The sequence below is a fragment of the Microbacterium sp. B19(2022) genome, from assembly GCF_012030385.1.
In the GTDB taxonomy this organism is placed as follows: Bacteria; Actinomycetota; Actinomycetes; order Actinomycetales; family Microbacteriaceae; genus Microbacterium; species Microbacterium oxydans_B.
In genome coordinates this window covers 195,400-208,489 of the sequence record NZ_JAAUVO010000001.1, presented here as the reverse complement: position 1 = coordinate 208,489, position 13,090 = coordinate 195,400, and the positions used below count along the sequence as shown (strand labels likewise).

The 13,090-nt window shown below is 67.5% G+C and carries 13 protein-coding genes; all 13 read left to right on the top strand.

All coding sequences use genetic code 11. The features are described 5' to 3' along the window. Nucleotides 1-122 precede the first annotated feature (122 nt). The 13 genes from dnaK (at nucleotide 123) to HCX50_RS00975 (ending at nucleotide 13,090) form a co-directional block, all read left to right on the top strand. Nucleotides 123-1,988: a molecular chaperone DnaK gene (gene dnaK, locus HCX50_RS01035; RefSeq protein ID WP_167632708.1), complete on the top strand. Its 1,866-nt coding sequence runs from the start codon at nucleotides 123-125 to the stop codon at nucleotides 1,986-1,988. 2 nt (nucleotides 1,989-1,990) lie between these two features. Beyond that, nucleotides 1,991-2,644 (top strand): nucleotide exchange factor GrpE, encoded by a 654-nt coding sequence (locus tag HCX50_RS01030; protein ID WP_167632707.1) that lies wholly within the window; start codon nucleotides 1,991-1,993, stop codon nucleotides 2,642-2,644. A gap of 7 nt (nucleotides 2,645-2,651) precedes the next feature. Next, nucleotides 2,652-3,635 (top strand): DnaJ C-terminal domain-containing protein, encoded by a 984-nt coding sequence (locus tag HCX50_RS01025; RefSeq protein WP_091031920.1) that lies wholly within the window; start codon nucleotides 2,652-2,654, stop codon nucleotides 3,633-3,635. 40 nt (nucleotides 3,636-3,675) lie between these two features. Then, a complete protein-coding gene (locus tag HCX50_RS01020) occupies nucleotides 3,676-4,089 on the top strand; it encodes a heat shock protein transcriptional repressor HspR (protein WP_167632780.1) in 414 nt (137 codons plus the stop codon). Nucleotides 4,090-4,141: 52 nt separating this feature from the next. After that, on the top strand, nucleotides 4,142-4,804 hold the full coding sequence (locus tag HCX50_RS01015) for a GntR family transcriptional regulator (protein ID WP_167632706.1): 663 nt from the start codon (nucleotides 4,142-4,144) through the stop codon (nucleotides 4,802-4,804). 176 nt (nucleotides 4,805-4,980) lie between these two features. Continuing rightward, entirely contained in the window at nucleotides 4,981-5,949 is a 969-nt protein-coding gene (locus HCX50_RS01010) for a tripartite tricarboxylate transporter substrate binding protein (protein WP_167632705.1), read from the top strand. Nucleotides 5,950-6,028: 79 nt separating this feature from the next. Further along, nucleotides 6,029-6,580, top strand: coding sequence for a tripartite tricarboxylate transporter TctB family protein (locus HCX50_RS01005; protein WP_237682263.1), 552 nt, complete (start codon nucleotides 6,029-6,031; stop codon nucleotides 6,578-6,580). Continuing rightward, nucleotides 6,577-8,232, top strand: a complete 1,656-nt coding sequence (locus tag HCX50_RS01000) for a tripartite tricarboxylate transporter permease (protein WP_091031904.1) — start codon at nucleotides 6,577-6,579, stop codon at nucleotides 8,230-8,232. Before HCX50_RS01005 ends, HCX50_RS01000 begins: the two co-directional genes overlap by 4 nt. Next, nucleotides 8,229-9,098, top strand: a complete 870-nt coding sequence (locus HCX50_RS00995; RefSeq protein ID WP_167632703.1) for a dihydrodipicolinate synthase family protein — start codon at nucleotides 8,229-8,231, stop codon at nucleotides 9,096-9,098. Before HCX50_RS01000 ends, HCX50_RS00995 begins: the two co-directional genes overlap by 4 nt. 123 nt (nucleotides 9,099-9,221) lie before the next feature. After that, nucleotides 9,222-9,662, top strand: coding sequence for a DoxX family protein (locus HCX50_RS00990; protein ID WP_167632702.1), 441 nt, complete (start codon nucleotides 9,222-9,224; stop codon nucleotides 9,660-9,662). Nucleotides 9,663-9,889: 227 nt separating this feature from the next. Next, nucleotides 9,890-11,182, top strand: a complete 1,293-nt coding sequence (locus HCX50_RS00985; protein ID WP_167632701.1) for an extracellular solute-binding protein — start codon at nucleotides 9,890-9,892, stop codon at nucleotides 11,180-11,182. Nucleotides 11,183-11,255: 73 nt separating this feature from the next. Then, nucleotides 11,256-12,221 (top strand): carbohydrate ABC transporter permease, encoded by a 966-nt coding sequence (locus HCX50_RS00980; RefSeq protein ID WP_091031891.1) that lies wholly within the window; start codon nucleotides 11,256-11,258, stop codon nucleotides 12,219-12,221. Further along, nucleotides 12,218-13,090, top strand: coding sequence for a carbohydrate ABC transporter permease (locus HCX50_RS00975; RefSeq protein WP_167632700.1), 873 nt, complete (start codon nucleotides 12,218-12,220; stop codon nucleotides 13,088-13,090). The genes HCX50_RS00980 and HCX50_RS00975 overlap by 4 nt, the downstream gene beginning before the upstream one ends.

The window sequence follows — 13,090 nt, the reverse complement described above, 5'->3', positions numbered from 1 at the left end:
GACACGGTTGAAGCTCGAGCGTACAGTTGAGCCATCGCGACTCAGGTTTCCCTGATCGCCGCAGATTTCCGCACCACAATGAACATCCAGTTCAACGAAACTTCCAACAAAGGAGAAAACACATGGCACGTGCTGTCGGTATCGACCTCGGAACCACCAACTCCGTCGTCAGCGTCCTCGAGGGTGGCGAGCCCAAGGTCATCGCCAACGCCGAGGGCTTCCGCACGACCCCCTCGGTCGTGGCCTTCACCAAAGACGGGGAGGTGCTCGTCGGTGAGACCGCGAAGCGCCAGGCCGTCACCAACGTCGACCGGACGATCGCTTCCGTCAAGCGCCACATGGGCACCGACTGGAGCTTCGACGTCGACGGCAAGAAGTGGACGCCGCAGGAGATCTCCGCGCGCATCCTCATGAAGCTCAAGCGCGACGCCGAGTCGTACCTGGGTGACACGGTGACCGACGCGGTCATCACGGTTCCCGCGTACTTCAACGACGCCGAGCGTCAGGCCACCAAGGAGGCCGGCGAGATCGCGGGCCTCAACGTCCTGCGCATCATCAACGAGCCGACCGCGGCCGCTCTGGCCTACGGCCTCGACCGCGGCAAGGAAGACGAGCTCATCCTCGTCTTCGACCTCGGTGGCGGAACGTTCGACGTGTCGCTGCTCGAGGTGGGCAAGGACGACGACTTCTCCACGATCCAGGTGCGCTCGACCGCCGGTGACAACCGCCTCGGTGGCGACGACTGGGACCAGCGTCTGGTCGACTACCTGATCAAGCAGTTCAAGGAGACCACGGGCGTCGACGTCTCGGGTGACAAGATCGCCCTGCAGCGTCTTAAGGAAGCTGCCGAGCAGGCGAAGAAGGAGCTCTCCTCCTCGACCTCGACCAGCATCAACCTGCCCTACCTGTCGTTGACGGAGTCCGGCCCGGTGTCGCTTTCCGAGACAATCACCCGCGCGAAGTTCGAGGACCTCACGAAGGACCTGCTCGACCGCACCAAGAAGCCGTTCGAGGATGTCATCCGCGAAGCCGGCATCAAGGTGTCCGAGATCGACCACATCGTGCTCGTCGGTGGATCGACGCGTATGCCCGCGGTCGCTGAGCTCGTCAAGCGCGAGACCGGCAAGGAAGCGAACAAGGGTGTCAACCCGGATGAGGTCGTCGCCGTCGGTGCCGCCCTCCAGGCCGGTGTCCTCAAGGGCGAGCGCAAGGACGTTCTGCTCATCGACGTCACCCCCCTGAGCCTCGGCATCGAGACCAAGGGCGGCATGATGACCAAGCTCATCGAGCGCAACACGGCCATCCCGACCAAGCGCAGCGAGACCTTCACCACGGCAGACGACAACCAGCCGTCCGTCGCGATCCAGGTCTTCCAGGGCGAGCGTGACTTCACGCGCGACAACAAGCCGCTCGGCACGTTCGAGCTGACGGGTATCGCTCCGGCTCCCCGTGGCATCCCGCAGATCGAGGTCACCTTCGACATCGACGCCAACGGCATCGTGCACGTGTCCGCCAAGGACAAGGGCACCGGCACCGAGAAGTCGATCGTCATCTCCGGCGGCTCCTCGCTGTCGAAGGAAGACATCGAGCGCATGGTGCGCGAGGCCGAGGAGCACGCGGCCGAAGACAAGGCGCGCCGTGAGGCCGCCGAGGTCCGCAACCAGGCCGAGACGCTCGCGTACTCGATCGACAAGTTGATCACCGAGAACGACGACAAGCTGCCCGAAGACGTGAAGACCGAGGTCAAGGCCGACGTCGACGCGCTCAAGACGGCGCTGGCCGGCGACGACGACGAGGCCGTGAAGACCGCGTTCGACAAGCTGAACCAGTCCCAGTCCAAGCTCGGCGAGGCCATCTACGCCTCCTCGCAGGCGGATGCCGCTCCCGGCGCTTCGGCTGAGGGCGAGGCCCCGGCCGGTGACGCTCCCTCCTCTGAGGAAGACGTCATCGACGCCGAGGTCGTCGACGACGAGGACGAGAAGAAGTAATCATGACGGACAAGAACTTCGACGAGAACCAGAATCCTGAGTCCGCCGAAGGTCGCAGCGAGGGGTCGGACGCTCAGGCGTCCGGCCCCGCGCCGCACCACCCGGACTCCCGCGAGGCAGCAGCCGCCGAGGGGTCGGACGAGACCCCGATCGACGGCGCAGACGACCTCACGGTCGACGACATCCTCGGGGCGACGCAGACCGGTGAGGCCGCGGCAGAAGACGCCGTGCTCGCCGACCTCGAGTCGACCCTGCTGAACGACCTCAAGCGCCTGCAGGCCGAATACGCCAACTACCGTCGCCGCACCGAAGAGCAGCGCCAGGTCGAGATCGAACGCGCGAAGGGCGAGGCCGCCAAGGGCCTGGTCCCCGTGCTCGACGACCTCGACCGCGCCGCTCAGCACGGTGACCTCGTCGACGGCACCCCGTTCGCCGTGATCGCCGACAAGGTGCGCACGGTCGTGGAGCGCCTCGGTGTGGTCGCTTACGGTGAGAAGGGCGAGGATTTCGACCCGCAGCGCCACGAGGCCATCTTCCAGCAGCCGACTCCGGGAGCCGAGAAGACCACGATCCTCGAGGTCGTCGAGGTGGGCTACCGCCTCGGAGACGTCGAGCTGCGTCCCGCGAAGGTCGTCGTCGCTGTCCCTGCGGAGTAGGTGATCGATGGCCAGCCAGGATTGGTTCGACAAGGACTTCTACAAGACCCTCGGGGTCTCCAAGGACGTCAGTGATGCGGATCTGAAGAAGACGTATCGCAAGCTCGCGCGGAAGTACCACCCGGACTCCAATCAGGGTGATGCCAAAGCAGAGGCGAAGTTCAAGGAGGTCAGCGAGGCCTACTCGGTTCTCTCCGACGCCGAACAGCGCAAGGAGTACGACGAGATCCGCGCCATGGGCTCGGGCGCTCGCTTCACCGCGAGCGGTCAGGGCGCCGGCGGCTTCGAAGACGTGTTCAGCCGGTACGGTCAGCAGGGCCGAGGGCAGACCGCGGACTTCGAGGACATCTTCGCGATGTTCAACCAGGGTCAGGGCGCGAGCTTCGGCAACGGCCGCTTCGGGCAGACGAGCGGCGGCTACCGCGGCTTCGGCGGTCCGCAGCGCGGTGCCGATGTCACCGCACGCACCACGCTCGACTTCGTCACCGCCGTGCAGGGGGAGACCATCTCCCTGCAGGGCGAAGACGGCAAGCCGTTCAAGGTGAAGATCCCCGCGGGCGTCGCCGACGGGCAGAAGATCCGTCTGCGCGGCCGCGGCCGGCCCTCGCCCGACGGCGGGGAGAGCGGCGACATCGTGGTGCAGATCGCGGTGCGACCGCATCCGGTCTTCACGCGTGACGGCCTCAACCTCCGCGTCGTGGTGCCGGTGACGTTCACCGAGGCGACTCTCGGTGCGACGATCGAGGTTCCGACGCTCGGCGGCGACGTGGTCAAGCTCCGCGTCGCGCCCGGCACCCCCTCCGGGCGGGTGCTGCGCGTCAAGGGACGCGGCGTCGCCACCTCCAAGGGCACCGGCGACCTGCTCGCCGAGCTCCAGGTCGCGGTGCCCACGCACCTCGACGACGCCGCGCGCGAGGCGCTGCAGAAGTTCCAGGAGCTTGAGCCCGAGGAGAACCCGCGGGCCGAGCTGATGGCCAAGGCGCGGCGATGACCGGTCGTCGAAGCGGGCACCGGGGGCGGAGGCGTTCATGATGAACGCCGACACCCCGGTGTTCGCGATCGCCGCGGCCGCCGAACTCTCCGGTCTCCACCCGCAGACCCTCCGTCAGTACGACCGCATGGGGCTCGTCGTCCCCGGACGCACCACCGGCGGATCCCGCCGCTACTCGCCCCGCAACATCGAGCAGCTGCGCGAGGTCGCCCAGCTCTCCTCCGAAGGCGTGAGCCTTCCCGCGATCGCGCGTCTGCTCGATCTCGAAGACGACAACCGGATGCTGCGCAATCGCATCGCCGTGCTCGAGAGCGCCTTGCGCGCCGAGCGCGAGAACCGTCCGGGCGTGCGCGTGTTCGCCGCTGGCTCCGCGGGAGTCGTGCCGATGCCGACCGGGCGCCGCATCCGTCGCTCGACCGAGGTCGTGCTCTGGGACCCGCGGGGGAGCGCCTAGGCGCCGTGCCGATCACGGTGTGTATCCTGTCAACAGTTAACAGGAGGTCACCATGACGCAGTCCGTGAAGCGTGGAGAGTCCCTCGGCGCGCAGGTGGCCCGTGTTCTGCGGCAGCGCATCGTGCGCGGCGAACTCGCCCCCGGCGCACGCATCACCGAGGAAGCACTGGCCGAGGAGTTCTCGGTCAGCCGCGGACCCGTGCGCGATGCCCTCACGCAGCTCAGCTTCGAGAAGCTCGTCGAGGTGCAGCGCCCTCGCGGCGTCTACATCGTCGGGCTCACCCACGACGACGTCGATCAGCTCTACAGCCTGCGCGGCGCCCTCGAGCAGCTCGCGCTCTCCCGGGCGATGCGCGTCGACGACGACTCCCGATGGACCGCGATGGCGGCCGCCGTCGGGCGCATGGGCGAGGCGGCGGATGCCGGTGATCACGCGGCTTTCGTGGCCGCCGACCTCGAGTTCCACTCGCAGATCTATGCCCTCGCCGACCACCCCCGTCTGGAAGGCGCGTGGAATCAGTACCTCCCGACCTTCACCGCGCTGCTCGAGGTCACGATCAACCACGACGAAGACCTGCACGAGTCGTCCGGCGACCACGTCAAGCTCATGGACGTGATGCGCAGTGGAAAGCCCGCCCAGGCCGCGAAGGTGCTGTCGGAGCACCTCGACGGTGCCCGCGAGCGCATGCTCGCCGAGATCGCCGCCCGCGCCTGACCGCGAGCATCCGTCGATCGAGAGGCTGCGTCGGTCGAGAGGCTGCGTCGGTCGAGAGGCCGCGTCGGTCGAGAGGCCGCGTCGGTCGAGAGGCTGCGTCAGTGTTGACTGTTAACAGTCAACACTGCTAACCTCAGGGGGTCGACAACAAGGTCGACCCACGTAGAGGAGCAAAGATGCCCCGCAAGCGCATCACCCGGGCGGCTGCCGCGATCGCCGCCCTCGCAGCCACCGCTCTCATCGTCTCGGCCTGCACCAAGGTCGAAGAGGGCGAAGAGGCCGGATCGGCCTTCCCCGAGAACGACATCCGGCTCATCATCCAGGCCAACCCCGGCGGAGGATCCGACCTCTCGTCGCGCGCGCTGGCCACGGAGCTCGAGAAGATCCTCGACGTCAGCGTCATCCCGGAGAACATGCCCGGTGCCGCCGGCGCTCTCGCGATGGAGTACGTGGGCGCACAGGACCCCGACGGCTACGTCATCGGATTCGCCCCCGTCGAGATCGCCATGCTGAACACCACGCAGGGCGCGAACGTGCTCCCGAAGGACTTCGATCTGCTCGGCCAGATCATGCTCGCCCCGGGCGTCGTCACGGTCGGCGCGAACAGCGGCATCGAGACCCTCGAAGACCTCGTCGCCCAGGCGAAGTCCGGCGCGGTCACGGTGGCGAACTCCGGAGCAGGCTCCATCTGGGAGGCCGCGACCGTCGGACTCGGCGCCGCGACCGACGCCGAGTTCACCCCGGTGCCCTACGACGGCGGAGCGACGGCCGTCGCCGCAGCCGCCTCGGGTGAGACCGTCGCGGCCGTCTCGGGTCTCGGCGAGGCTTTGGCGCAGGGCGACGCAGTGCGCATCCTCGCTGTCATGAACGACGAGCGCCACCCCGACGCGGAAGACGTCGAGACGGTCGAAGAGGCCATCGGGGAGAACGTCATCTTCGGCGGCTGGGGCGGCATCTACGCCCCCAAGGGCCTGCCCGACGATGTGAAGTCGACCCTCGAGGCTGCGGTCAAGGAGGCCGTCGAGTCGGACAGCTACCAGAAGTTCCAGGCCGACGCCGGGAACCTGGTCGTGTACCGGGACTCCGCCGAGTGGACCACGTTCGTCGACGAGCAGTTCGACCTGTTCAAGGACCTCCTGGGCTGAGAAGGCCAGGCTGAGAGGGCTGCGGGGCCGGCACAGGTCGGCCCCGCAGCCGTTCCTCTTCGACGAAAGAAGGAGCATGATGTCCACCCCCGACACCGCCGCGGAACCGGCGGGCCGCGGCGAGCCTGACAACGAATACCAGGGCGCGCCCGCATCCCGGCGCCTCGAGATCGTGTTCGCGGTCGTCGCCCTGGCGTTCACCTCCGGCTACCTCTTCCTCTCGACGCAGATCCCGCTGCGCCGCGAAGCCGCTCCCGGGCAGATCGACGCCCGCTTCTGGCCCCTCGTCATCGGAGTCACCGGAGTGGTGATCGCCATCGCGCTGCTCGCCGTCGCCATCACCCGCCCGGCCCCGACCCGCGAAGACCTCGAGCGCATCCAGCCCGGCGGCTACCTGCGCGTCATCGCCACCCTCGCCATCACCGGTGCCTTCATCGCACTGTGGTCGCTGGGCTCCGTCATCCTCTTCGGCTACCGCGTCGAGGTCTTCCCCGTCGCCGCAGCCCTGCTGATGGCCGCCCTCATGCTCCTCTACGGCCACCGCCGCTGGCTGAGCCTCATCATCTATTCCGCCTCGGTCACGGCGTTCGTCTACGTCGTGTTCGGGATGCTCCTGAGGATCCCCCTGTGAACGCGCTCATGGAGGGGCTGAACTCGCTCCTCGACATCTCGATCCTGCTCTACATGCTCGTCGGCCTCGTGCTCGGCTTCATGGTCGGCGCCTTCCCCGGCATCACCGCGACCATGGCCGTCGCCCTCGCCGCAGGCTTCACGATGACCCTCGAGCCCGTGCAGGGTCTCGCGGTGCTGCTGACCATCTACGTCGCCGCGAACTTCGGCGACCGGGTGCCGTCGATCCTCATCAACACCCCCGGCACTCCGGCATCCATCGCCACCACCCTCGACGGATATCCGATGGCCAAGCAGGGCAGGGCAGGACTCGCCCTGACCATCTCCGCGATCGTCTCGGCGGTCGGCATCCTCGCCTCCCTCGTGCTCTTCGCGGTCGCCGCCGTGCCCATCGCCAGCTTCGCCCGCGATTACTTCAAGTCGCCCGAGCTGTTCGCCCTCGTCGTCTTCGGCATCGCGATCATGATCGGCATCTCGTCGAAGTCGATGCTCAAGGGCATCCTCGCCGGACTCTTCGGCCTCATGCTCGGCAGCGTCGGAACCTACGCCGCGACCGCCGACCAGCGCTTCACCTTCGGAGTCCTCGAACTCGTCGAGGGCGTGAACTTCATCGCCGTCATCATCGGACTCTTCGGCATCGCCGAGCTGTTCGATCAACTGCTCACGTACCGCAAGTCGGCCGTGCGTCCGATCTCGAGCCTCGGCCGCTGGTGGCCGAACCGCGCCGAGCTGAAGCAGAGCGGCCGCGCGACCGCGGTCGGTGGCGCGGTCGGACTCGGCGTCGGGCTCATCCCCGCGGCCGGTGGCGACATCGCCGGACTCATCGGCTGGGAGCGCGCACGCAAGGCCTCGAAACACCCCGAGATGTTCGGCAAGGGATCCATCGAAGGCGTCGCCGCCAGCGACACCGCATCCAGCGCCACGCTCGGCGGCTCGCTGACGACCACCATGGCCCTCGGCATCCCGGGCGACTCGGTGATGGCCGTGATGATCGGCTCGATGATCATCTGGGGCATCACCCCCGGTCCGACGCTGTTCACCAACCGCCCCGACCTCGTGGTCTCCATCGTGGGCATCATGCTGATCGCCACGATCCTGTCGCTCGTGCTGAGCCTCATCCGCATGAAGGGCATGGTCAAGCTCCTCGATGTGCCGCAGCCCTACCTGTGGAGCGGCATCCTGATCTTCTGCATCATCGGCACCTACGCCACCTCGAACAGCCTCTCCACGGTCGTCACCATGCTCGTGTTCGGCGTGATCGGCGTGCTGCTCAAGCGCATGCAGGTGCCCGCGGGTCCCATCGTGCTGGGTCTTCTCCTCGGGCCGCTCGCCGAGGAGAACCTCGCCCGCACGCTGGCGATCCTCCCCACGCGGCCGTTCTTCGAGGTCGTCAGCCCGATCGCGATCGTGCTGCTCGCGCTGGCCGTGCTCTCGATCGTGATGCCGGCCATCCGGGCGGCCCGCAAGCCCCGCGCCGAGCGCGCAGCACTGGCGGACTCGATCCTGCACGACGACAGCATCCAGCAGATCGAGAAGGCGCACGACGAGCTGGCTGCCCAGCCCGACCTGCTCACCTCGACCGTCCGCAACGTCGACGTGCCCACGCGCCGCACCCGCAAGTCCCGCAAGAACTCCGAGGAGACCGAGAAGTGACCCGCTACGACATCCTGACCGCCGTTCCGACCGCGTTCCGCCGCGACGGCAGCCTCGACCTCGAGGGATCGCGCGCGATCTTCCGCTTCGTCGGCGACTCGGGCAACGAGGGGGCTTTCATCCTCGGCACGACCGGGGAGTTCCCGGCCGTCGACGTCGCCGAGTTCACGGCGCTCGTCGCCGCCGCCGTCGAGGAGCTGCAGGACCGGATGCGCGTCATCGTGCATGTCGGCCAGCCGAGCACCTTCGAGGCGGTGCGGCTCGTCGAGATCGCCAAGCGCCTCGGCGTGACCGAGTTCGCCGCCCTCACCCCGTACTACCTGAAGTCGACCGAGGATGCGATCTTCGACTACTTCCGGGCGGTGTCGGATGCCGTCGGCGACGGGCGCCTGTACGTGTACATCTACCCTGCGCGCAGCGGCAACACCGTCTCGCCCGAGCTGCTGGTGCGGCTCGCGGAGCTGCCGAACATCGTGGGCGCGAAGCTCAGCGAGCTGTCCCTCGACGAGATCGCTGCGTATCGCGCCGTCGTCCCCGCCGACTTCGAGCTGTACACCGGCGCCGACCGCGACCTCATCGCCGCCGTCGACGCGGGGGCGCAGGGGGTCGTGTCCGGGGTCTCGTCCGTCACCCCGAAGCCGTTCCGCGCCCTGGCCGACGCCGGACGATCGGGCGATGCCGAGGCGATCGCCGTCGCCCAGGCCGCGGTCGATGACGTCGTCTCGCTGATCGGCGGAGACATGGCGCGCATGAAGGAGGCGTACCGCGTCCTCGATGTCGTCGACGCGTACTGCCGTATGGCGATCGCGGAGCCGACCGATGCCGAGCGCACCGCCGTCGCCGAGGTGGTCGCCGCGCACCGCTGACCGGGGCCTGCGTCGGAGGGCGATCACAGGAGATGGAAAAGTGCGCTTCCTAGCGTGGAAGCAGGGAACGACCCTGCTCCGCGCCTGGCGCGCGGGTGTCCTGCCACGAAGGAACAACTCCTCATGACGAACACCAAAGCCTCCTCTGCCGCACCCTCGCTGGGACTGCTGATCCTGCGCGTCGTGGTCGGCGCGATCTTCGCCGCGCACGGCGCGCAGAAGATCTTCGAGTTCACGCTGCCCGGAACGATAGGCAGCTTCGCGGGCATGGGGATCCCCCTGCCCGAGATCGCCGCACCGATCGTCGCCTTCGTCGAGCTCGTCGGCGGCCTCCTGCTGATGCTCGGGCTCTTCACACGCCCGGTCGGCCTCCTGCTCGCGGTCGACATGATCGTCGCGCTCGTCGCCGTGCATCTGCCCGCCGGCCTCTGGGTGGGCGAGGGTGGCTACGAGTTCGTCGCCGTGCTCGGTGCCGCAGCGCTCGCGCTCGCTTTCACCGGTGCCGGACGGTTCTCGGTCGACGGAGCGTTCCTGCGCGGTCGAGCGCCGGCGTGGCTCGCCTGACAGCAGAGCAGCGACACGGATGCCGCGGGGGCGACCCCGCGGCATCCGTCGTCTGCGGGCATGTGCGCCGTTCCGGTTGACGGATGAGGCACGATAAGGTTGCGTAACCATTTCATTCTTGACACCGCTGTGAATGCGGAGTTATGGTGATGAAACCGATTTCACGCAGACCCGGCGAGAACTCGGATGCACCGTCGCATAGAACTTGCTGCCCAAAGGAGTGAACAGTGAAGTCGAACCACGCACACCCGTCCCGCCGAGCCCGCGCGCTGCGGATCGCCGGCCTCGTCGCTGCCGCGACCATCGCCCTGGCCGGCTGCGCCGCCGGCGACGACTCGTCGGATGCCGGAAGCGCCGGGGGAGAGCTCACGTTCTCCAACTGGCAGTTCCTCGAAGACGGCAAGGGCCCGATCATCTGGGACGCCGTCAAGGGCTACACCGGACCCGATGACAACATCGAGCTCACAAAGGTCGAGATCCCGTTCGCTAACTACGCCGACAAGCTCAGCACCGAGCTGGGTGCCGGCGGCGGCCCCGACGTGATGGTGCTGCAGGACAGCCAGTTCGCCTCGCTCGTCGACGCCGGCGTGCTCGAGCCGCTCGACGACATCGCCGACGAGCTCGGCGACACTCTCAACAACACGAACGAAGCCGGTGTGTTCGACGGCGGCCAGTACGGCTTCAACTGGGAGCGCCCGACCTACAGCACCGTCATCTACAACAAGGACATCTTCGCCGAACTGGGGCTCGAAGTCCCGACGACGTTCGATGAGTTCCTCACCACGGCGAAGACGATCAAGGACGAGCTGGGCATCTCCGGCTGGGCCGGCCGTCACCAGACCGCCGAGATCGACGGTTGGACGCTGGAGATGGCGAACTGGATCTACGGATTCGGCGGCGAGCTCAGCGACGGGAAGAAGCTCACGATCGACAAGGCCGAGAACGTCGAGGCCGTCGAGGCGTTCCTCGAGACGTTCGCCTCGGGCGTCGCCCCTATCGGCGACGACGCGTCGACCTTCCGCGCGAAGTTCGGCCAGGGCCAGGTCGGAATGCTGTTCGAGAACTCCGGTGTCGCGACGACCATCACGAGCAACCCGGACAACGCCGTGAACGGCCAGAACATGGGCGCGGCTCCGCTGCCGCTCGCGAACCCCGGCTCGAACTCGCAGCTGATCATCGCCGTCAACGCGAACAGCGACAACAAGGAAGCCGCCAAGGACTTCGTGCGCTGGGTGCTCGGTGAAGAGGGCCAGACCGCCATCCGTGCCGGCCTCGGCGCCTCGGCCATGGCCACCGACGTCGAACCGGATGCGGCCTTCCTCGAGGCCAACCCGTGGGCGACGCAGTTCCTCGAGGCCGCCAAGACCTCGAAGTCGACGCTCGTCGAGGGCTTCGAGACCGAGAGCAAGGTCGTCTGGCGCGAGGTCCTCACCGCGGTCGAAGACCTGCGGGTCAACGGCGGCGACGTGAAGGCGAAGCTGGCCGAGGTTCAGGAGAACCTCGAAGCCGAACTCGGCTGAGCACCCCGAGGGGCGGGCATCACCCCGCTGCCCGTCCCTCGGTCATCCCGCGACACGCGAAAGGACCCCGGCCATGGCCACCCCCACGCTCGAGGCGCGACCACAGACGCCCTCAGCTTCGCCGCCACGGCGACGCCGCGACACCGGCGCGATCGGACGCTTCATCGAGCGCAACGGCGCCTACCTCTTCCTCTTCCCGGCGATCGCGTACCTGGCGATCTTCACGGTCTTCCCCCTGATCCGCGGCGTGCTGCTGTCGTTCACGGCGACCAAGCTGGTCAACCCCGCCGGGGGACGGCCGGTCGGCATGGAGAACTACGAGTACCTGCTGTCGAGCGACAAGTTCTGGTCGTCCGTCATCACGACCCTCCTCTACACGCTCTTCACGGTGGTCTTCTCGGTCGGCATCGGAACCGCCGGAGCGCTGCTGCTCAACACCGCCTTCAAGGGGCGCGGCATCATCCGTGCCATCGCGACGATCCCGTGGGCCGTGCCGACGGTGGCCGCCGCCCTCATCTTCGTCTGGATCTACAACAACGAGCAGGGCATCCTGAACCGCACCACCTCGGCGCTCGGCCTCGGTGAGCACGGTTGGCTCGTCGATCCGAAGTACGGGCTGTTCGCGGTGACGCTCGCGACGGTCTGGAAGCTCACGCCGCTCGTGATGCTGGTCATGCTCAGCGCCCTGCAGAGCGTGCCGCACGAGCTCCGCGAAGCGACCTGGGTCGACGGCGCCACGCGCTTCCAGTCCTTCCGGGCCGTCACCCTGCCCCACATCATGCCGACCGTGCGCGTCATCACGCTGCTCATGACGATCTGGTCGATCCGGCGCTTCGAGATCATCTTCCTGATCACCGGTGGGGGACCGCTCGACGTCACCAACACGCTCGTCGTGAACGTCTACCGCACCGCGTTCCAGGATCAGAACCTCGGACGCGCCGCGGCCATCGGCGCCCTCGGCCTGGTGCTGTCGCTGCTGGTCACCGTCGTCTACTTCATCGTCGAGCAGATCCAAGAACGTCAGGAGAGCCAGCGATGACCACCGTGCGCATCCCCACCGACCTTCCGCGTCGCCGCGGGATCGGCGCCAAGATCGGCAGCCTCGGCAAGGCCGTTCTCATCACGCTGCTCGTCGTCTTCGCCGGATTCCCGGTGTACTGGATGCTGGCGACGTCGCTCGGCACCGAGGCTTCGCTCTACGGCGGCAGCCAGCCGCTGCTCCCCGAGGTGCAGAACATCGGCCAATGGGGCGGCTTCCTCTCCGACATCCCGATCCTGCGCTGGCTCGGCAACTCGTTCGTGATCGCCGCCGGCACCACGATCCTCAGCCTCGTGCTGGCGACCATGGCCGCCTATGCGCTCAGCCGGTACAAGTTCCACGGCCGCGGCGTCGCCGGCTTCATCTTCTTCAGCACGCAGATGCTGCCGGAGGCGCTGATCATCGTCCCGCTGTACGCGATCTTCGCCGGCGCCGGGCTGCTCAACAGCCACTGGGGGCTCGTGCTCGCCGACACCGCGTTCGTGATGCCCGTGAGCATGTTCATCATCAAGAGCGGCATCGACAAGATCCCGTACGAGATCGAGGAGTCGGCCCGCATCGACGGCTGCTCGCGCCTGCGCATCCTGACCACGATCGTGCTCCCGCTGATCATGCCGAGCATCGCGGCCGCCGCCGTCATCGCGTTCTTCGACGGCTGGAACGAGTTCATGTTCGCGAACACCTTCATCTCGTCGTCCGACCTGTGGCCGGCATCCGTCGGACTGTCGTCGTTCCTCGGGCAGTTCTACACGCCGATGAACATCGTCATGCTGTGCGCACTGCTGTTCGCGCTGCCCGCGATCATCTTCTTCCTGTGGGCGCAGCGCGGCATCGTGTCCGGGCTCACCGCGGGATCCGTCAAGGGCTGA

Coding starts and splice junctions, on each gene's coding strand:
- HCX50_RS00975 (WP_167632700.1), top strand. CDS start 12,218: ATGACCACCGTGCGCATCCCCACCGACCTTCCGCGTCGCCGCGGGATC.
- dnaK (WP_167632708.1), top strand. CDS start 123: ATGGCACGTGCTGTCGGTATCGACCTCGGAACCACCAACTCCGTCGTC.
- HCX50_RS01020 (WP_167632780.1), top strand. CDS start 3,676: ATGAACGCCGACACCCCGGTGTTCGCGATCGCCGCGGCCGCCGAACTC.
- HCX50_RS01025 (WP_091031920.1), top strand. CDS start 2,652: ATGGCCAGCCAGGATTGGTTCGACAAGGACTTCTACAAGACCCTCGGG.
- HCX50_RS00980 (WP_091031891.1), top strand. CDS start 11,256: ATGGCCACCCCCACGCTCGAGGCGCGACCACAGACGCCCTCAGCTTCG.
- HCX50_RS00990 (WP_167632702.1), top strand. CDS start 9,222: ATGACGAACACCAAAGCCTCCTCTGCCGCACCCTCGCTGGGACTGCTG.
- HCX50_RS01010 (WP_167632705.1), top strand. CDS start 4,981: ATGCCCCGCAAGCGCATCACCCGGGCGGCTGCCGCGATCGCCGCCCTC.
- HCX50_RS01005 (WP_237682263.1), top strand. CDS start 6,029: ATGTCCACCCCCGACACCGCCGCGGAACCGGCGGGCCGCGGCGAGCCT.
- HCX50_RS01015 (WP_167632706.1), top strand. CDS start 4,142: ATGACGCAGTCCGTGAAGCGTGGAGAGTCCCTCGGCGCGCAGGTGGCC.
- HCX50_RS01030 (WP_167632707.1), top strand. CDS start 1,991: ATGACGGACAAGAACTTCGACGAGAACCAGAATCCTGAGTCCGCCGAA.